Annotated in this window: 19 protein-coding genes; 1 reads left to right on the top strand and 18 read right to left on the bottom strand. The window is 59.7% G+C overall.

Features of this window, described 5'->3' with window-relative positions:
• Nucleotides 1–20: 20 nt before the first annotated feature.
• From ispG to trmJ, 15 genes are all read right to left on the bottom strand, one after another.
• A complete protein-coding gene (gene ispG / locus C4J88_RS22010) occupies nt 21–1,130 on the bottom strand; it encodes a flavodoxin-dependent (E)-4-hydroxy-3-methylbut-2-enyl-diphosphate synthase (protein ID WP_124368256.1) in 1,110 nt (369 codons plus the stop codon).
• Between the two features lie 2 nt (nt 1,131–1,132).
• Nucleotides 1,133–2,104, bottom strand: coding sequence for a RodZ family helix-turn-helix domain-containing protein (locus tag C4J88_RS22015; RefSeq protein WP_124368257.1), 972 nt, complete (start codon nt 2,102–2,104; stop codon nt 1,133–1,135).
• On the bottom strand, nt 2,104–2,862 hold the full coding sequence (pilW, locus tag C4J88_RS22020) for a type IV pilus biogenesis/stability protein PilW (RefSeq protein WP_124368258.1): 759 nt from the start codon (nt 2,860–2,862) through the stop codon (nt 2,104–2,106). Before pilW ends, C4J88_RS22015 begins: the two co-directional genes overlap by 1 nt.
• A gap of 12 nt (nt 2,863–2,874) precedes the next feature.
• Entirely contained in the window at nt 2,875–4,023 is a 1,149-nt protein-coding gene (gene rlmN / locus C4J88_RS22025) for a 23S rRNA (adenine(2503)-C(2))-methyltransferase RlmN (RefSeq protein WP_124371765.1), read from the bottom strand.
• Between the two features lie 29 nt (nt 4,024–4,052).
• Nucleotides 4,053–4,478: a nucleoside-diphosphate kinase gene (ndk, locus tag C4J88_RS22030; RefSeq protein ID WP_003175956.1), complete on the bottom strand. Its 426-nt coding sequence runs from the start codon at nt 4,476–4,478 to the stop codon at nt 4,053–4,055.
• 91 nt (nt 4,479–4,569) lie between these two features.
• Entirely contained in the window at nt 4,570–4,770 is a 201-nt protein-coding gene (gene iscX, locus C4J88_RS22035; RefSeq protein ID WP_017846180.1) for a Fe-S cluster assembly protein IscX, read from the bottom strand.
• A gap of 14 nt (nt 4,771–4,784) precedes the next feature.
• On the bottom strand, nt 4,785–5,126 hold the full coding sequence (gene fdx / locus C4J88_RS22040) for an ISC system 2Fe-2S type ferredoxin (RefSeq protein WP_057723961.1): 342 nt from the start codon (nt 5,124–5,126) through the stop codon (nt 4,785–4,787).
• Between the two features lie 3 nt (nt 5,127–5,129).
• On the bottom strand, nt 5,130–6,992 hold the full coding sequence (gene hscA, locus C4J88_RS22045; protein WP_124408102.1) for a Fe-S protein assembly chaperone HscA: 1,863 nt from the start codon (nt 6,990–6,992) through the stop codon (nt 5,130–5,132).
• 51 nt (nt 6,993–7,043) lie between these two features.
• The gene (hscB, locus tag C4J88_RS22050; RefSeq protein WP_014719822.1) at nt 7,044–7,565 is read right to left on the bottom strand and encodes a co-chaperone HscB; all 522 of its coding nucleotides are present in this window, start codon (nt 7,563–7,565) and stop codon (nt 7,044–7,046) included.
• Between the two features lie 8 nt (nt 7,566–7,573).
• Nucleotides 7,574–7,897: an iron-sulfur cluster assembly protein IscA gene (gene iscA / locus C4J88_RS22055; RefSeq protein WP_003209680.1), complete on the bottom strand. Its 324-nt coding sequence runs from the start codon at nt 7,895–7,897 to the stop codon at nt 7,574–7,576.
• Between the two features lie 28 nt (nt 7,898–7,925).
• Nucleotides 7,926–8,312: a Fe-S cluster assembly scaffold IscU gene (gene iscU, locus C4J88_RS22060; protein ID WP_003175965.1), complete on the bottom strand. Its 387-nt coding sequence runs from the start codon at nt 8,310–8,312 to the stop codon at nt 7,926–7,928.
• Nucleotides 8,313–8,411: 99 nt separating this feature from the next.
• Entirely contained in the window at nt 8,412–9,626 is a 1,215-nt protein-coding gene (locus tag C4J88_RS22065) for an IscS subfamily cysteine desulfurase (protein WP_057723964.1), read from the bottom strand.
• 50 nt (nt 9,627–9,676) lie between these two features.
• The gene (gene iscR, locus C4J88_RS22070; protein WP_003194020.1) at nt 9,677–10,168 is read right to left on the bottom strand and encodes a Fe-S cluster assembly transcriptional regulator IscR; all 492 of its coding nucleotides are present in this window, start codon (nt 10,166–10,168) and stop codon (nt 9,677–9,679) included.
• Nucleotides 10,169–10,572: 404 nt separating this feature from the next.
• A complete protein-coding gene (gene cysE, locus C4J88_RS22075) occupies nt 10,573–11,355 on the bottom strand; it encodes a serine O-acetyltransferase (RefSeq protein ID WP_124408103.1) in 783 nt (260 codons plus the stop codon).
• A 2-nt stretch (nt 11,356–11,357) separates the two neighbouring features.
• Nucleotides 11,358–12,128: a tRNA (cytosine(32)/uridine(32)-2'-O)-methyltransferase TrmJ gene (gene trmJ / locus C4J88_RS22080; protein WP_124408104.1), complete on the bottom strand. Its 771-nt coding sequence runs from the start codon at nt 12,126–12,128 to the stop codon at nt 11,358–11,360.
• 145 nt (nt 12,129–12,273) lie between these two features.
• On the opposite strand from trmJ, the gene suhB reads away from it, so the two are divergent.
• Nucleotides 12,274–13,089, top strand: coding sequence for an inositol-phosphate phosphatase (gene suhB / locus C4J88_RS22085; RefSeq protein ID WP_003175971.1), 816 nt, complete (start codon nt 12,274–12,276; stop codon nt 13,087–13,089).
• A gap of 221 nt (nt 13,090–13,310) precedes the next feature.
• On the opposite strand, the gene C4J88_RS22090 is transcribed toward suhB, so the two are convergent.
• The 3 genes from C4J88_RS22090 to secD form a co-directional block, all read right to left on the bottom strand.
• Entirely contained in the window at nt 13,311–13,853 is a 543-nt protein-coding gene (locus tag C4J88_RS22090) for a glycine zipper 2TM domain-containing protein (protein WP_005791197.1), read from the bottom strand.
• A gap of 123 nt (nt 13,854–13,976) precedes the next feature.
• Nucleotides 13,977–14,891: a protein translocase subunit SecF gene (gene secF / locus C4J88_RS22095; RefSeq protein WP_124408105.1), complete on the bottom strand. Its 915-nt coding sequence runs from the start codon at nt 14,889–14,891 to the stop codon at nt 13,977–13,979.
• A gap of 9 nt (nt 14,892–14,900) precedes the next feature.
• The gene (secD, locus tag C4J88_RS22100) at nt 14,901–16,772 is read right to left on the bottom strand and encodes a protein translocase subunit SecD (RefSeq protein WP_124371768.1); all 1,872 of its coding nucleotides are present in this window, start codon (nt 16,770–16,772) and stop codon (nt 14,901–14,903) included.
• Between the last annotated feature and the right edge of the window lies 1 nt (nt 16,773).

Here is a 16,773-nt window from a genome sequence, read left to right on the forward strand (position 1 = left end):
AAATCCTTAAATTCGTTCAATCAGCCGCGAGCGATCAGCGCTGCATCAGCGGCGACCTTTTCGGCCGCTTTCTGGCGGATCAGCTTTTCCAGCTCATCCACCAGATTGTCATTCGTCAATTTCTGCGACGGCTTGCCGTCGATATAAATCAGGTTCGGTGTACCGCCGGTCAAGCCCACATGAGCCTCTTTGGCCTCGCCCGGTCCGTTGACCACGCAACCGATCACCGCCACATCCAGCGGCACCAGCAGGTCTTCGAGACGCAACTCCAGGTCGTTCATGGTTTTCACCACGTCGAAGTTCTGTCGCGAGCAGCTCGGACAGGCAATGAAGTTGATGCCACGGGAACGCAAACGCAGGGATTTGAGAATGTCGTAACCGACCTTCACTTCCTCTACGGGGTCTGCCGCCAGGGAGATGCGGATAGTATCGCCAATCCCTTCGGCGAGCAGCATACCGAGACCCACCGCAGATTTCACTGTGCCTGAGCGTAAACCGCCCGCTTCAGTAATGCCCAGGTGCAGCGGCTGTACGATTTCCTTGGCCAGCAGGCGGTAGGCTTCTACGGCCATGAACACGTCGGAAGCCTTTACGCTGACCTTGAAGTCCTGGAAATTCAGGCGTTCGAGGTGTTCAACATGGCGCAGGGCCGACTCGACCAGCGCCGCCGGAGTCGGCTCGCCGTATTTCTTTTGCAGGTCTTTTTCCAGCGACCCGGCGTTAACGCCGATGCGGATGGGGATGCCGCGATCACGGGCCGCATCGACCACAGCGCGCACACGGTCTTCACGACCGATGTTGCCCGGGTTGATGCGCAGGCAGTCCACACCCAATTCGGCTACGCGCAATGCGATCCTGTAATCGAAGTGAATGTCGGCAACCAGTGGCACCTTGACCAATTGCTTGATACGGCCGAACGCTTCAGCAGCGTCCATGTCCGGTACGGAAACCCGCACGATGTCCACGCCGGCCGCTTCCAGACGATTGATCTGGGCGACGGTGGCGGCCACGTCATTGGTGTCGCTGTTGGTCATGCTCTGCACCGCGATGGGGGCATCGCCGCCCACCGGCACCGAGCCGACCCAGATCTTGCGCGATACGCGACGTTTGATTGGAGATTCGCCGTGCATGACTATTGTCCCAACTTGAGGCGAGCTGTCTCGCCACTGGTGAACGGCGCCACGTCCACAGGCTGGCCGTTGTAGGCCACTTGCGCGCCACGGGCGAAGCCCAGACGCAGCGTCAGAGGAGGCTTGCCGCCCTGGTCAAGCGTATCTCCCTTACGCTTGAGGCCGCTGAACAGCACTTTGCCGTTGCCATCGGTGAGTTGCGTCCAGCAGTCGGCAACGAAGGTGATCTGTACGCGCCCGTCACCGGCGATCAACGCAGGCGTGGTGGGCGGCGAAATGGCGGGCGCAGCCGGTGCAGGCGCCTGTGCCGGAGCGGCTGGTGCAGGGGCTTGGGCGACAGGCGCTGCTGGAGCCGGAGCGGGTACGGTCGCAGTCGCAGCAGGTGCGCTGGCGGCGTCTGGAGCCGGCTGTTCGACGGGGGCAGGCGCTTCTGGCGCGGCTTGTGATTCGGCAACCGCCTGGTCTTCCGGCTCATCCAGCGGATGAATCTGGGTGGTGCCATCGGCGCTTTCGACTTCGACGTGTTCCAGCGCGTTGCTGGTCAGGTCTTTATTGCGCTGGGAGGCCTGGTCTTGCCACCAGACGAAGCCACCGCCGATCACCGCAATCAACAGCAACAGGCTGACGATGCGCAAAATCGTGTGGGAAACCCGAGTGGGCTCTTCGATACGCCCGAGGCCATGGACGTTACTGCCCTGGGAGTCGGTGCCGGTGTACTGGTCGAACGCCTGGACCAGCGCGGTCTGGTCGATGCCCAGCAATTTGGCATAGGCGCGGATATAGCCGCGGGCAAACGTGTGCCCAGGCAGCTTGTCGAACGCGCCAGCCTCCAGATTGGCCAGGGAGGTACTGGTCAAATTGAGCTTGAGGGCCACTTCCGCCAGCGACCAACCATTGCTTTCGCGGGCCTGACGCAAGGTCTCGCCTGGGTTGACGCGATTAGCTGCTACAACTTCCGGGTGCGCGGCTTTCATCATTGCTCCGACAGGTATTGCTGATATTCCGGCGTACCGGGATAGAGTCGTTCGAGTTGCTGGCCAAAACGTGCGGCCGTGTCGCGTTCTTCATGAACCGTCGCCAGGCGCACACCGAGCAACAGACTACGTGCATTGTGCCCGCTGAGCCGGCTGAAACGCTCGTAATAGTCGCGTGCCGGCACATAATGCCTGTCTTCGTAAGACAACTCAGCCATTTCAAGCAAGGCACGTGGCTGGCGAGCGTTCAGGAGCAGGGCTTTTTCCAGTTGCTGACGCGCCAGCTCGCGCTGGCCGAGGTGTACCGACGTCACCCCAAGGTTCTCGAAGACGCGCGAACGCTCAGGATAAAGGGTATCGGTACTGGCCTGCCGGAAATAAACGGCAGCCTGCTCATAACGCTTCTGCTCGAACAGGAAGCTGCCGTAGTTGTTCAGCAACCGGGCGTCGCCAGGACGGGAAGCCAGCGCCTTGGTGAAATACTGATCGGCCAACTCGGGCTCGGCCTGCGCCTTGAACACCAGCGCCAGCGCGGCATTGGCATCAGCATCGTCGGCATCCAGCTCGAGGGCCTTTTTCAAGGGCACCTTGGCCTGCTCGTTCATGCCTTGTTGCAGATAGCCCAAGCCCAGTTGCACATAGGCCGCTCGCGCCGCGTCACGGCCCTTGCCGGTTTGCAAAGGGCTGTCATGGCCCGATGAAACACAACCGGTCGCGAGACCGGTAACAAGCAACAGCAGCGCAAGGCGCAAGGGCATAGAGGTCCTCTCTCAGTTTCGATTTGCAGCGCTTTGCGGTGCATCGTCGGCGGCGCTCAACTCACGCACGGCGATGTAACGCTCACTGCGACGGGTGCGATCCAGCACCTGCCCTACCAATTGGCCACAGGCGGCGTCGATGTCTTCACCGCGGGTCGTGCGGACAGTGACGTTGTAGCCGGCCTGGTGCAGTTGATCCTGGAAACGGCGGATGGCGTTGTTGCTCGGCCGCTCGTAGCCAGAATGGGGAAACGGGTTGAACGGAATCAGGTTGATCTTGCACGGGGTGTTCTTGAGCAGCTCGATCATCTCGACCGCGTGCTCGACCTTGTCGTTGATGTCCTTGAGCATGGTGTACTCAATGGTCAGCACACGCTTCTCGCCCAAAGTCGCCATGTAGCGCTGGCAAGATTCGAGCAGCATCTTAAGCGGATACTTCTTGTTGATCGGCACCAATTGGTTACGCAATGCGTCATTCGGTGCGTGCAGCGACAACGCCAGGGAAACGTCGATGTGCTTGGCCAGCTCATCGATCATCGGTACCACGCCGGAGGTCGACAGGGTCACACGGCGCTTGGAAATGCCGTAGCCCAGGTCGTCCATCATCAGGTGCATGGCCGCAATCACGTTGTCGAAGTTCAGCAGCGGCTCACCCATGCCCATCATCACCACGTTGGTGATGGCACGGTCGACGGTCGCCGGGACGCTGCCAAAGGATTTGTTGGCAATCCACACCTGGCCGATGACTTCGGCGGCGGTGAGGTTGCTATTGAAGCCTTGCTTGCCGGTGGAGCAGAAACTGCAGTCCAGGGCACAGCCTGCCTGGGACGAAACGCATAAGGTGCCGCGCTTGCCCTGGGGAATGTATACGGTCTCGACGCAGCTGCCGGACGCCACGCGCACCACCCACTTACGGGTGCCATCGGTGGAGATGTCTTCGCTGACTACTTCAGGACCACGCACCTCAGCAATGGCCTTGAGCTTGTCGCGCAAGGCCTTGCTGACGTTCGTCATGGCGTCGAAATCGTCGACGCCAAAGTGGTGAATCCACTTCATTACCTGACCGGCACGGAAACGCTTCTCCCCGATTGAGTCGAAGAATTTCTCCATTTCCGGCTGAGTCAGACCCAGCAGGTTGGTTTTAACAGTCGATGTTGTCATGGATTCACCCTCACTCTTTAAGCCGATGCTTAGCGAGCGGTTACTTCGGTAGCTGCGAAGAAGTACGAGATTTCGCGAGCAGCAGCGGCTTCGGAGTCCGAACCGTGTACAGCGTTGGCGTCGATGGATTCAGCGAAGTCAGCACGGATGGTGCCGGCAGCAGCTTCTTTAGGGTTGGTAGCGCCCATCAGCTCACGGTTCAGAGCGATAGCGTTTTCGCCTTCCAGAACCTGAACAACAACAGGACCGGAGATCATGAAGGCAACCAGGTCGCCGAAGAAGCCACGAGCGCTGTGCTCAGCGTAGAAGCCTTCAGCTTCAGCCTTGGACAGTTGCTTGAGTTTCGAAGCTACAACCTTCAGGCCGGCTTTTTCGAAACGAGTGGTGATCTCGCCGATGACGTTTTTTGCAACAGCGTCAGGCTTGATGATGGAGAAAGTACGTTGAACAGCCATGGTGTAACTCCAGAAACGGTAATTTACGAAAAATTAAACCCGCGAATTATACGCGGGTTATTGGGTATTGCCTAACTGCGTAAGGGAGGCTTCAGTCCTGTTCTTCTTTCCAGGCAGTCTGGATAGCTTCCAAAACCTTTTCACCACCGCGATCGCGCTCATCATCAAAGCCTGGCAAGGCCATGACCATGTCACGCAAAGCTACAAAGTTCAGGGAGTAGGGATCCATATCCGGGTTGCCGTCGGCCAACAGGATAGCGATCTCTTGCACATCAACCCATTTAAGACTCATGACACTTCCTTGAATCAATGCGGCGCTTCGGCCGCATGGTTGAGCGAATACTTCGGAATTTCGACCGTGATGTCTTCAGTGCCGACCTTGGCCTGACAGCTCAGGCGAGAAGTCGCTTCCAGGCCCCAGGCGCGGTCAAGGAAGTCCTCTTCCAACTCATCGGCCTCTTCCAGGCTGTTGAAGCCTTCGCGGATGATGCAGTGGCAGGTGGTGCAGGCACACACACCGCCGCAGGCGCTTTCGATCTCGATATGATTGTCGTGGGCGACTTCAAGGATGGACTTGCCGGTCTCAGCCTCCACGACCATACCATCCGGGCAATGCTCGGCGTGTGGCAGAAAAATGATCTGCGGCATCAGTTAATCCTCAAGTTCATTCAGGTTGCGGCCCGCCAGGGCGGCTTTTACCGACTGGTCCATACGACGGGCGGCAAAGGCATCGGTCACTTGCGACAGACGCTTGGTCTGCTGCTCGATGGCGTAACCATCGGTGCCTTTCATGAGTTCGGCCAGCTCCTGCATCTGCAGGTCGATGACCATGCGCTCCTCGCTATCCAACAGGCGCTCGCCGTCAGCCTCAAGGGCGCCCTGCACCGCTTCGAGCAGGCGCTGGGCGTCGACTTGCTGCTCACGCAACACGCGGGCGACCTTGTCGTCGCTGGCATATTGGAACGAGTCCTTGAGCATCTTGGCGATTTCGCCGTCAGTCAGCCCGTAGGACGGCTTGACCTGGATGCTGGCTTCAACGCCTGAGGCCAACTCCCGCGCAGCCACGCTGAGCAGGCCATCGGCGTCCACCTGGAAGGTCACACGAATCTTCGCCGCGCCCGCCACCATGGCCGGGATACCGCGCAATTCAAAGCGCGCCAGGGAGCGGCAGTCGCTGATCAGCTCGCGCTCGCCTTGCAGCACATGGATCATCATGGCCGTCTGGCCATCTTTGTACGTGGTGAAGTCCTGGGCGCGGGCGACGGGAATGGTGGTGTTGCGTGGAATCACCTTTTCCATCAGGCCGCCCATGGTTTCCAGGCCCAGGGACAACGGAATCACATCAAGCAGCAGCAATTCGCCACCATCGCGCTTGTTGCCGGCCAGGGTATCGGCCTGGATCGCGGCGCCAATGGCGACGACTTGGTCCGGGTCAATTTCAGTCAACGGCTGGCGGCCAAAGGCTTCGGCGACGGCTTCACGCACGCGCGGAACACGGGTGGAGCCGCCCACCATGACCACGGCACCGACGTCTTCCAGTTCGATACCGGAATCTCGCACCGCCCGGCGGCAGGCTTTCAGGCTGCGGGCGACCATGGGTTCGATCAACGCATCGAAGGCTTCGCGCGTCAGTTGGGCCGACCAGGAGCCGTAGGAAACTTCAACAGTTGCAGCATCCGTCAGCGCTTCCTTGGCGGCGCAGGCGGTTTGCAGCAGGCTGCGCTGTGCACCCGGGTCCAGGTCGGCAGACAAGCCCGCACTGCTGATGATCCAGCTCGCGATGGCGTGATCAAAATCGTCACCGCCGAGGGCGCTGTCGCCGCCGGTGGCCAGCACTTCGAAGACGCCGCCGGTCAGGCGCAGGATCGAAATATCAAAAGTACCGCCGCCCAGGTCGTAAATCGCGACCAGGCCTTCAGCATGCTGATCCAGACCGTAAGCCACAGCAGCCGCAGTCGGCTCATTGAGCAGGCGCAGCACGTTCAGACCGGCTAGTTTCGCCGCGTCCTTGGTGGCTTGGCGCTGCGCGTCATCGAAATACGCCGGGACGGTGATCACCGCACCGACCAGTTCGCCGCCCAAGGTGGTTTCCGCACGTTGGCGCAGCACCTTGAGGATATCGGCTGACACTTCCACCGGGCTTTTCGGGCCTTGGACGGTGTCGATGAACGGCATATGGGATTCGCCGCCGACAAAGCGGTACGGCAGCTGGTCGCCCAATTGCTTGACGTCGGACAACCCACGGCCCATCAAGCGCTTGACCGACAGCACGGTGTTCAAGGGGTCGGTAGAGGCTGCCAGCTTGGCCGACTCGCCCACTTCGATGCGGTCGGCGTGATAACGCACCGCAGACGGCAGGATCACCTGGCCATCGGCATCGGGCAGCGGCTCGGACAGGCCGCTGCGCAAGGCGGCGACCAGGGAATTGGTGGTGCCCAGGTCAATCCCGACCGCCAGGCGACGCTGGTGCGGTTGAGGGCTTTGGCCGGGTTCGGCGATTTGCAGTAGAGCCATGGTAATCAGGTCTTATCTGTCTATCAGGCGTGCATCACGGGCAGCACTGGGTTAATCGTCGAGGCGCTCTTCTAGCTGGCGCACTTCGTAGGTGAGCTTGTCGAGAAACTGCATGCGCCGCATCAGGCGCTCGGCCTGCTCGCGTTGCGCCGCATCATCCCAACAGGCTGCGAAGCTTTCGTTGAGCTCATCCTGGGCGGTTTTCAGACGCCGCTTGAAGACCGCGACGCCAGCCACATCGGCTTCGTCCTGCAACTCTTCAAGTTCTTCGCGCCACTGCATCTGCTGCATCAGGAAGTCCGGGTCATGCACGGTGACTTCCATCGGCAACTCACCGCCCTTCATCGCGAGCAAATAACGCGCGCGCTTGGGGGGGCTTTTCAGCGTCTGATAGGCTTCGTTGAGGCTGGCCGATTGCTCCAGCGCCAGGCGTTGCTCACGCTCGGAAGCGTCAGCGAAACGGTCCGGATGCACGCCACGCGCCAATTCTCGATAGCGCGTGGCAAGCTGCTCGAGGTCCAGCCGAAAGCTCGGTTGCAACTCGAATAAAGCGAAATGACAAGGAGTACCCACAAGAAGCCTCAGATGTTGAAGCTTTCGCCGCAGCCACATTCACCGCGTACGTTGGGGTTGTTGAACTTGAAGCCTTCGTTCAACCCTTCCTTGACGAAATCGAGCTCGGTGCCGTCCAGGTAGGTCAGGCTTTTCGGGTCGATGATCACTTTCTCGCCGTGACTTTCGAACACCTGATCCTCTTCAACCACCTCGTCGACAAACTCCAGCACGTAGGCAAGGCCGGAACAGCCCGTGGTGCGAACACCCAGACGAATCCCCTCACCTTTACCGCGCCCATTCAGGGAGCGGCGAATGTGCTGCGCAGCCGCTTCTGTCATGCTGATAGCCATCGTTGACTCCTTACTCGTCGCCAAATACTTAGATCAAGCCTTTCTTCTGCTTGTAGTCGCGAACGGCCGCCTTGATGGCGTCTTCGGCGAGTACCGAGCAGTGAATTTTCACCGGCGGCAGGGCCAGTTCTTCGGCCAGCTGGGTGTTGCTGATGGTGACAGCCTCATCCAGGGTCTTGCCTTTCATCCATTCGGTCGCCAGGGAGCTGGAGGCGATGGCCGAACCGCAGCCGTAGGTCTTGAACTTGGCGTCTTCGATAACGCCAGCGTCGTTGACCTTTATCTGCAGGCGCATCACATCGCCGCACGCCGGAGCGCCAACCATGCCAGTGCCGACATCAGGATCTTCCGCGTTCATCTTGCCGACGTTGCGCGGGTTTTCGTAGTGGTCGATGACCTTTTCGCTGTAAGCCATGGTACTGAATCCTCACTCATCAGGGCCGCTCTGGAACCCTGTAGAAACGCCTGCGTTGACCGCCACGTTCCTACAGAGCTTGGGTGGCGGCTTCTATATTTAGTGTGCCGCCCACTCGATCTTGGAAATGTCGACACCGTCTTTGTACATGTCCCACAGCGGCGACAGAACGCGCAGCTTGTTGACGGCTTCGCAGACTTTCTGCGCGGCGTAGTCGACTTGCTCTTCGGTGGTGAAGCGGCCGAAGGTAAAGCGGATCGAGCTGTGTGCCAGTTCGTCGTTGCGGCCCAGGGCGCGCAATACATACGAAGGCTCAAGGGACGCCGAGGTACAGGCCGAACCGGACGAAACCGCCAGGTCCTTGAGCGCCATGATCAGCGACTCGCCTTCGACGTAGTTGAAGCTCAAATTCAAGTTGTGCGGTACGCGGGCAGTCATACTGCCGTTGATGTACAGCTCTTCAAGGTTCTCGACCTGCTTGTAGAAGCGATCGCTCAGGGCCTTGATGCGCACGTTTTCGGCCGCCATGTCTTCCTTGGCGACGCGGAAGGCTTCGCCCATGCCGACGATCTGGTGTGTCGCCAGGGTGCCGGAACGCATGCCGCGCTCGTGACCGCCGCCATGCATGGTCGCTTCGATACGCACCCGCGGCTTGCGGCTCACGTACAGCGCGCCGATGCCTTTAGGGCCGTAGGTCTTGTGGGCCGAGAACGACATCAGGTCGACTTTCAGCTTGGACAGGTCGATGTCGACCTTGCCGGTGGACTGAGCGGCGTCGACGTGCAGCAGAATGCCCTTGGAACGGGTCAGTTCGCCAATCGCTTCGATGTCGTTGATGGTGCCGATTTCGTTGTTCACGTGAATCACCGAAACCAGGATGGTGTCTTCACGCAACGCGGCTTCGATCATGGCCGGGGTGACGATACCGTCGGTGGTCGGCTCGAGGTAGGTGACCTCAAAACCTTCACGCTCCAGTTGGCGCATGGTGTCGAGGACAGCCTTGTGCTCAATCTTGGTAGTGATCAGGTGCTTGCCCTTGGTCGCATAGAAATGCGCCGCGCCCTTGATTGCCAGGTTGTCGGACTCGGTAGCACCGGAGGTCCAGACGATTTCGCGCGGGTCTGCGCCAACCAGGTCGGCGACCTGGCGACGAGCGTTCTCGACCGCTTCCTCGGCTTTCCAGCCGAATACGTGGGAACGGGAGGCCGGGTTGCCGAAGTTTCCGTCAACCAGCAGGCACTCGCTCATTTTTTGCGCGACACGCGGATCAACCGGGGTGGTCGCTGAGTAATCAAGGTAAATCGGCAATTTCATGGACTTTCTCCTAAATCAGGCTGGCTGGCGTGCCGTTAGCTCTGCGGCTGTCACTCGACGGCGGACGCTTCGATCTTGTCCAGACGCGGCGCCTTGGTGTTGCAACGGCGCTGGTCCTGACGCTGGGCTACTTCTTGCACCTCACGGCGAGTCACAAGATCAGCCAAGCTGATACCACTCAAAAACTCATGGATCTGCAGGCTCAAATCACACCACAAGTGGTGCGTGAGGCAGGTGTCGCCGGCGTGGCAGTCACCCAGGCCCTGGCATTTGGTGGCGTCGACGGATTCGTTGACCGCATCGATCACCTGGGCTACCTGAATGCCCTGCATGTCGCGGGACAACTGATAGCCACCACCTGGCCCCCGCACGCTGGAAACCAGGTTGCTACGGCGCAATTTGGCGAACAGCTGCTCGAGGTAGGACAGGGAAATGCCTTGGCGCTCGGAGATATCGGCCAGGGACACCGGCCCAGTTTGCGCGTGCAAAGCCAGGTCGAGCATGGCAGTCACCGCGTATCGGCCTTTTGTAGTCAGTCTCATGGACAAGTACCAAGGTGTTTCAGAATGGGAGCAAGTATGCGATTCCCGAGTATTTAAGTCAACTATAAGACCTAGTACTTTAGTCAGGATTACCCGTAAAAAGGGCGCGCGAATCATAGCAGGATGGGGTGGGGAGGAACAGCGGCAGCGGACGGTCAGCAATTCCAGACACTATGAAGACCAAATGTGGGAGGGGGCTTGCCCTAATGCCAGTCAGTTAAGGCTTTTTGTAGGAGCGAGCTTGCTCGCGAAAAACTCACAGGCACCACGTTTATTCAGGAAGCACGCGTTATCGTTGACGTTTTTCGCGAGCAAGCTCGCTCCTACAGACGGTGGTGTACGCTTAACTGACTGGCATTAGGGCTTGCCCCCTCCCACATTGGTTTTGTGGTGGTGGTGAGAACTCAGCCAGCCTTGGTAACGGTTTCGCTCTTGATCTCGGCGAAGTCTTCTTCGCGCAGCTCAGGCAGGTCTTTTGCGCAGTAGCTGCTGCCCAATTCCTTTAGCGCGCCGCACATCCCGTCCAGCTTGCCGTCCACCGCTTGCAGGTGGTCAAGCAACTGGCCGATGGCGCGCGCGACCGGGTCGGGCATGTCTTCACTGACGCCGTAGGCATCGAAGCCGATCTTTTCGGCCATGGCCTTGCGCTTGGCCTCCTGCTCGTCGCCCACTTCCGGCTTGACGATGATCCGTCCAGGAATGCCCACAACCGTGGCACCGGGCGGCACTGCCTTGGTCACCACCGCATTGGAGCCCACCTTGGCACCGGCGCCTACGGTGAACGGGCCGAGTACCTTGGCGCCCGCGCCCACCACCACGCCGTCGCCCAGCGTCGGGTGACGCTTGCCTTTATTCCAAGTGGTACCACCGAGGGTGACACCCTGATAAAGGGTCACGTCATCGCCAATTTCAGCCGTCTCGCCAATCACGATGCCCATGCCATGGTCGATAAAGAAACGACGCCCGACCTTGGCGCCCGGATGAATCTCGATCCCGGTCAACCAGCGCCCGAAGTTCGACATCAGCCGCGCCAGCCATTTCCAGCCCATACCCCACAAGGCGCCGGACAAACGGTGAATCCAGATCGCGTGCATGCCCGGGTAGCAGGTCAGCACTTCAAAGGCGTTGCGCGCCGCCGGGTCACGGTGGAAAACACTCTGGATATCTTCTCGCAAACGCTCGAACATTTTTAATCCTTCCGCTTAAGGAGCTCGCCACGGGCCGCTTTCTGGGTCTCCGTGAGGATGCCACGCAATATATTCATTTCCGCCCGGCTGACCGAGCTGCGCCCGTAAAGGCGACGCAGGCGCGCCATCAAGTGCCGTGGCTTTTCAGGATCGAGGAACTCGATGGCCACCAGGGTGTGCTCCAGGTGCTCATAGAAGCGTTCCAGCTCGTCCATGGTGGCGAGCTCGCCACTTTTGGTCGATGCAACCTCATCCTTCTCCATCTTGCTGGGCTGACCGGCAGCCGCCAGCCAGGCCATGCGCACTTCATAAGTCAGCACCTGCACCGCCGCGCCGAGGTTCAGCGAACTGAACTCAGGGTCTGATGGAATGTGCACGTGGTAATGACATCGTTGCAGCTCTTCGTTGGTCAGGCCGGAGTCTTCACGGCCAAATACCAACGCGATTTCTGCACCGCCCGCCGCCTCTTCCACCACTTTGGTGCCGCACTCACGCGGATCCAGCAGCGGCCAGGGAATGCGACGGTCACGGGCGCTGGTGCCGAGCACCAAGTTGCAGCCGACCAGAGCGTCTTCCAGAGTGGCGACAACCTGGGCGTTTTCCAGGAGGTCATTGGCACCGGATGCGCGGGCATCGGCCTCGTGGTGCGGAAACACACGCGGCTCGACCAGCACCAGGCGCGTCAGCCCCATGTTTTTCATGGCTCGCGCCACCCCGCCGATGTTGCCGGGATGACTGGTATTGACCAGGACGACACGAATGTTTTGCAGCAAGGGAGGCGCTCTCGGACACGGGAAAGGGGAGCAAATCTTACAGAACCGCCCAAGGTTATGCCATGAAAGCTAACGTCGTCCTTCACCTGCAGAAAGTTTCTGCTAGAATGCCCGGCTTTCTTTAACAACCTTAGGTGACACATCCATGCAGCCCATGCTGAATATCGCGCTGCGCGCCGCCCGCAGCGCCAGTGAATTGATCTTCCGCTCTATCGAGCGCCTGGATACCATCAAGGTCGACGAAAAAGACGCCAAGGATTATGTATCCGAGGTGGATCGCGCTGCCGAACAGAAAATCATCGACGCCCTGCGCAAGGCCTACCCTACCCACGGCATCCTTGGCGAAGAAACCGGCCTGCACAAAGGCAGCGGTGAAGGCGAAGACTACCTGTGGATCATCGACCCACTGGATGGCACCACCAACTTCCTGCGCGGCATCCCACATTTTGCCGTGAGCATTGCCTGCAAATACCGTGGCCGCCTGGAACACGCCGTCGTTCTCGACCCGGTTCGCCAGGAAGAATTCACCGCCAGCCGTGGCCGTGGCGCCCAGCTCAATGGCCGTCGCCTGCGCGTGAGCGGGCGCACCAGCCTGGATGGCGCCTTGCTGGGTACTGGCTTCCCGTTCCGTGACGATCAAATGGACAACCTGGAAAACTATCTGGGCATGTTCCGCGCCCTGGTTGGCCAGACCGCGGGTATCCGTCGCGCTGGCGCAGCGAGCCTGGACCTGGCTTACGTTGCCGCTGGTCGTTTTGATGCGTTCTGGGAGTCGGGCCTGTCGGAGTGGGACATGGCGGCGGGCGCCCTGTTGATCCAGGAAGCGGGCGGTTTGGTGAGCGACTTCACCGGCGGCCATGACTTCCTGGAGAAAGGCCATGTGGTTGCCGGCAACACCAAATGCTTCAAGGCAGTGCTGACGGCGATCCAGCCGCACCTGCCGGCTTCGCTGAAGCGTTAAGCGAGCGGGCACAAAAAAGCACCTCGCGGGGTGCTTTTTTTATGCCTGGGATTTGAGCCAGGTCCATGTATCAGCAGCAACACTTAACAAGTGTGGGAGGGGGCTTGCCCCCGATTGCAGTATGTCAGTCAGAATATCTGGTACTGATCCACCGCTATCGGGAGCAAGCCCCCTCCCACATTATGAAGCTCACAAGCTTTGAGGCCTGCGCCAGACTCAGATTACTGCTGGTTCTGACCGAGGATCAGACGCCCTTCCTTGTCCACTGGAATCTGACCACCTGGATCACGCTCCATACGCACCGTACCTTCCTTGCCGTCCAGGTTGTAACGCACGTCGTAGCCAACCACCTTGTCACTGATGTCGTTCACGGTATTACAACGCGTCTGGGTCGTCGTGTAGGTATCGCGGTTCTGCATGCCTTCCTGAACCTTGTTACCGGCATAACCACCACCGACCGCACCCGCTACGGTGGCGAGCTTCTTGCCGTTACCGCCGCCGATCTGGTTACCCAGCAGGCCACCGGCAAGGGCGCCGACCACGGTACCGGCGATTTGATGTTGATCCTGCACCGGACGCTGCCGGGTGACTGTGACGTCCTTGCAGACCTCACGCGGGGTTTTAATCTGGGTTTTTACCGGCTGCACCGCCAGCACTTGCGCATACTCAGGGCCGCTTTTTACCAGGCTGTAGGTGGCAACAGCACCCCCGGCAGTCACACCGACAGCACCCAATACCGCACCAACCAGCAACGACTTGTTCACGTTGAACCTCCTGACCATCACAAACGGACCGAAAGATCCGCGCTATACCCAGCCTTGGAGCCAAAAAAAAGGCGCGAGTTCAATCTCGCGCCTTTCTTGTAACCGCTGATCAACAAACGCCCATCAAGGACGGTCGTCGACCTCCTTGCCAGTGCTGGTCGGAGGGATCAGGTCTTCGCTGTTCAGGTTCAGCCAGATCAGCACCACGTTGGCGATGTAGATCGACGAGTAGGTACCGGCCAGAACACCAATGAACAGTGCCAGGGAGAAGCCCCACAGGTTGTCGCCACCGAAGATCATCAGCGCCGCGATCGCCAGCAAGGTGGAGATCGACGTGGCCATGGTCCGCAGCAGCGTCTGGGTGGTGGAGATGTTGATGTTCTCGATCAACGTTGCCTTGCGCAGTACGCGAAAGTTCTCGCGAACCCGGTCGAATACCACGATGGTGTCGTTGAGCGAGTAACCAATGATCGCCAGCACCGCCGCCAACACCGTCAGGTCGAACGTGATCTGGAAGTAGGCCAGGATGCCCACGGTCACGATCACGTCGTGGATCAGCGACACAATGGCGCCGACACCGAACTTCCACTGAAAGCGGAACGCCAGGTAGATCATGATGCCGACCAGCGCCATCAGCATGCCGAGGCCGCCCTGGTCGCGCAGCTCTTCACCCACTTGCGGGCCGACGAACTCGACGCGCTTGACCGATGCCGGGTTGTCGCCACCGACCTTCTGCAAGGCCTCGGCTACCTGGTGACCCAGTTGCGGGTCTTCGCCAGGCATGCGCACCAGCAGGTCGGTAGTGGCGCCAAAACTCTGCACCACCGCCTCGTGATAGCCGGCCTTGACCAGCTCGTTGCGCACCAGGGTGACGTCGGCCGGCTTCTCGTAGGTCAGCTCGATGAGCGTACCGCCGGTGAAGTCCAGGCCGTAGTTCAGGCCCTTATGGAACCAGCTGAACAAGGCCAGAACGGTAAGGAGCACAGTGGCGCCGAACGCAATGTTGCGAACGCCCATGAAGTTGATTGTACGTAACATGGCAGCCCCTTAAATCCACAACTTCTTGAAGTCACGTCCGCCAAAGATCAGGTTGACCATTGCGCGGGTCACCATGATGGCCGTGAACATCGAGGTAAAGATACCGAGGGACATGGTCACCGCAAAACCTTTGACTGGGCCTGTGCCCATGGCAAAGAGAATCCCGCCGACCAGCAAAGTGGTCAGGTTGGAATCGAGAATCGCGGTAAATGCCCGGCCGAAGCCTTCGTTGATTGCACGCTGTACGGTCATGCCGGCGGCGATCTCTTCACGAATCCGCGAGAAGATCAGCACGTTGGCGTCCACCGCCATACCCATGGTCAGCACGATACCGGCGATACCCGGCAGGGTCAGCGTAGCGCCCAGCAGCGACATCAGCGCCAGCAGCATCACCATGTTGCCCGCCAGGGCCACGGTGGCGATGATGCCGAAGAAGCGATAGATGGCGATGATGAACAAGGACACGAACAGCATGCCCCACAGTGCCGCATCGACACCCTTGGTGATGTTGTCGGCACCCAGGCTCGGGCCGATGGTGCGTTCTTCAGCGAAGTACATCGGCGCGGCCAGGCCACCGGCACGCAGCAGCAGCGCCAGCTCGGAGGACTCGCCCTGGCCGTTCAGGCCAGTGATGCGAAATTGCGCACCCAGCGGCGACTGGATGGTCGCCAGGCTGATGATCTTCTTCTCTTCCTTGAAGGTCTGTACCGGCACGTCTTTCTCGACGCCGTTGACCATCTGCTTGGTGTAGGTGGTAACAGGGCGCTGCTCGATGAAGATCACCGCCATGCTGCGACCGACGTTGCTGCGCGTGGCGCGGCTCATCAGTTCGCCGCCGTGACCATCCAGGCGGATGTTCACTTCAGGGGTGCCGTGCTGCGAATCGAAACCAGCCTTGGCGTCAGTGACCTGGTCACCGGTGATGATCAAGCCACGCTCGATCAGCGCCGGAGGACGGTTACCTTCACGGAATTCGAATTCTTCGGAAGTAGCGCGCGAAGCACCGGGCTCAGCCGCGAGGCGGAATTCCAGGTTGGCGGTTTTACCCAGGATACGCTTGGCTTCAGCGGTGTCCTGAACGCCCGGCAATTCAACCACGATGCGGTTGGCGCCCTGGCGCTGCACGATCGGCTCGGCCACACCCAGCTCGTTGACGCGGTTACGCACCGTGGTCAAGTTCTGCTTGATGGAGTATTCGCGGATTTCCGCGATCTTGGCCGGGCTCATCGCCAGACGCAGCACCGCCTGACCATTCAAGTCGGCTGGCACGATGTCGAAATCGTTGAAGTTCTTGCGGATCAGCGCACGGGCCTGTTCGCGGGATGCTTCGTCAGCAAAGCCCAACTGAATGGCGCCATTGAGCTGCGGCAGGCTGCGATAACGCAGCTTCTCTTTGCGCAGCAGGCTCTTCACGTCGCCTTCATAAACTTTCAGGCGTGCATCGAGGGCTTTGTCCATGTCGACTTCCAGCAGGAAGTGCACACCACCGGACAAGTCCAGACCCAGCTTCATCGGGTGCGCGCCAATGCTGCGCAACCATTGTGGCGTGGTCTGTGCCAGGTTGAGTGCGACAACGTAGTCATCACCCATGACCTTGCGCACGACGTCCTTGGCCGGCAATTGGTCTTCTTGCTTGGTCAGGCGCAACAAGCCGCCCTTCGCACCAGCCGCCAATGTTGCCGCTTTAACCTGGATGCCCGCGTCGTTGAGCGCTTTGCTCGCGCGTTCCAGATCAGCCTGGTTGACCTGCAGCGAAGTGCTGGCGCCAGAGATCTGGATCGCCGGGTCATCAGGATAGAGATTGGGAGCGGAATAAATAAAACCGACCGCCAGCACCGCCAGGATCAGTACGTATTTCCACAGAGGGTATTTGTTCAGCATC

This window comes from Pseudomonas sp. R4-39-08 (assembly GCF_003852275.1).
Lineage (GTDB): Bacteria > Pseudomonadota > Gammaproteobacteria > Pseudomonadales > Pseudomonadaceae > Aquipseudomonas.

Bases quoted from the DNA above. Each gene is read 5' to 3' on its own strand.
- ispG (WP_124368256.1), bottom strand. From the start codon at position 1,130: ATGCACGGCGAATCTCCAATCAAACGTCGCGTATCGCGCAAGATCTGG.
- fdx (WP_057723961.1), bottom strand. From the start codon at position 5,126: ATGCCGCAGATCATTTTTCTGCCACACGCCGAGCATTGCCCGGATGGT.
- C4J88_RS22065 (WP_057723964.1), bottom strand. From the start codon at position 9,626: ATGAAATTGCCGATTTACCTTGATTACTCAGCGACCACCCCGGTTGAT.
- hscA (WP_124408102.1), bottom strand. From the start codon at position 6,992: ATGGCTCTACTGCAAATCGCCGAACCCGGCCAAAGCCCTCAACCGCAC.
- ndk (WP_003175956.1), bottom strand. From the start codon at position 4,478: ATGGCTGTTCAACGTACTTTCTCCATCATCAAGCCTGACGCTGTTGCA.
- pilW (WP_124368258.1), bottom strand. From the start codon at position 2,862: ATGCCCTTGCGCCTTGCGCTGCTGTTGCTTGTTACCGGTCTCGCGACC.
- C4J88_RS22015 (WP_124368257.1), bottom strand. From the start codon at position 2,104: ATGAAAGCCGCGCACCCGGAAGTTGTAGCAGCTAATCGCGTCAACCCA.
- cysE (WP_124408103.1), bottom strand. From the start codon at position 11,355: ATGTTCGAGCGTTTGCGAGAAGATATCCAGAGTGTTTTCCACCGTGAC.
- iscR (WP_003194020.1), bottom strand. From the start codon at position 10,168: ATGAGACTGACTACAAAAGGCCGATACGCGGTGACTGCCATGCTCGAC.
- suhB (WP_003175971.1), top strand. From the start codon at position 12,274: ATGCAGCCCATGCTGAATATCGCGCTGCGCGCCGCCCGCAGCGCCAGT.
- rlmN (WP_124371765.1), bottom strand. From the start codon at position 4,023: ATGACAACATCGACTGTTAAAACCAACCTGCTGGGTCTGACTCAGCCG.
- secF (WP_124408105.1), bottom strand. From the start codon at position 14,891: ATGTTACGTACAATCAACTTCATGGGCGTTCGCAACATTGCGTTCGGC.
- secD (WP_124371768.1), bottom strand. From the start codon at position 16,772: ATGCTGAACAAATACCCTCTGTGGAAATACGTACTGATCCTGGCGGTG.
- iscX (WP_017846180.1), bottom strand. From the start codon at position 4,770: ATGAGTCTTAAATGGGTTGATGTGCAAGAGATCGCTATCCTGTTGGCC.
- iscA (WP_003209680.1), bottom strand. From the start codon at position 7,897: ATGGCTATCAGCATGACAGAAGCGGCTGCGCAGCACATTCGCCGCTCC.
- iscU (WP_003175965.1), bottom strand. From the start codon at position 8,312: ATGGCTTACAGCGAAAAGGTCATCGACCACTACGAAAACCCGCGCAAC.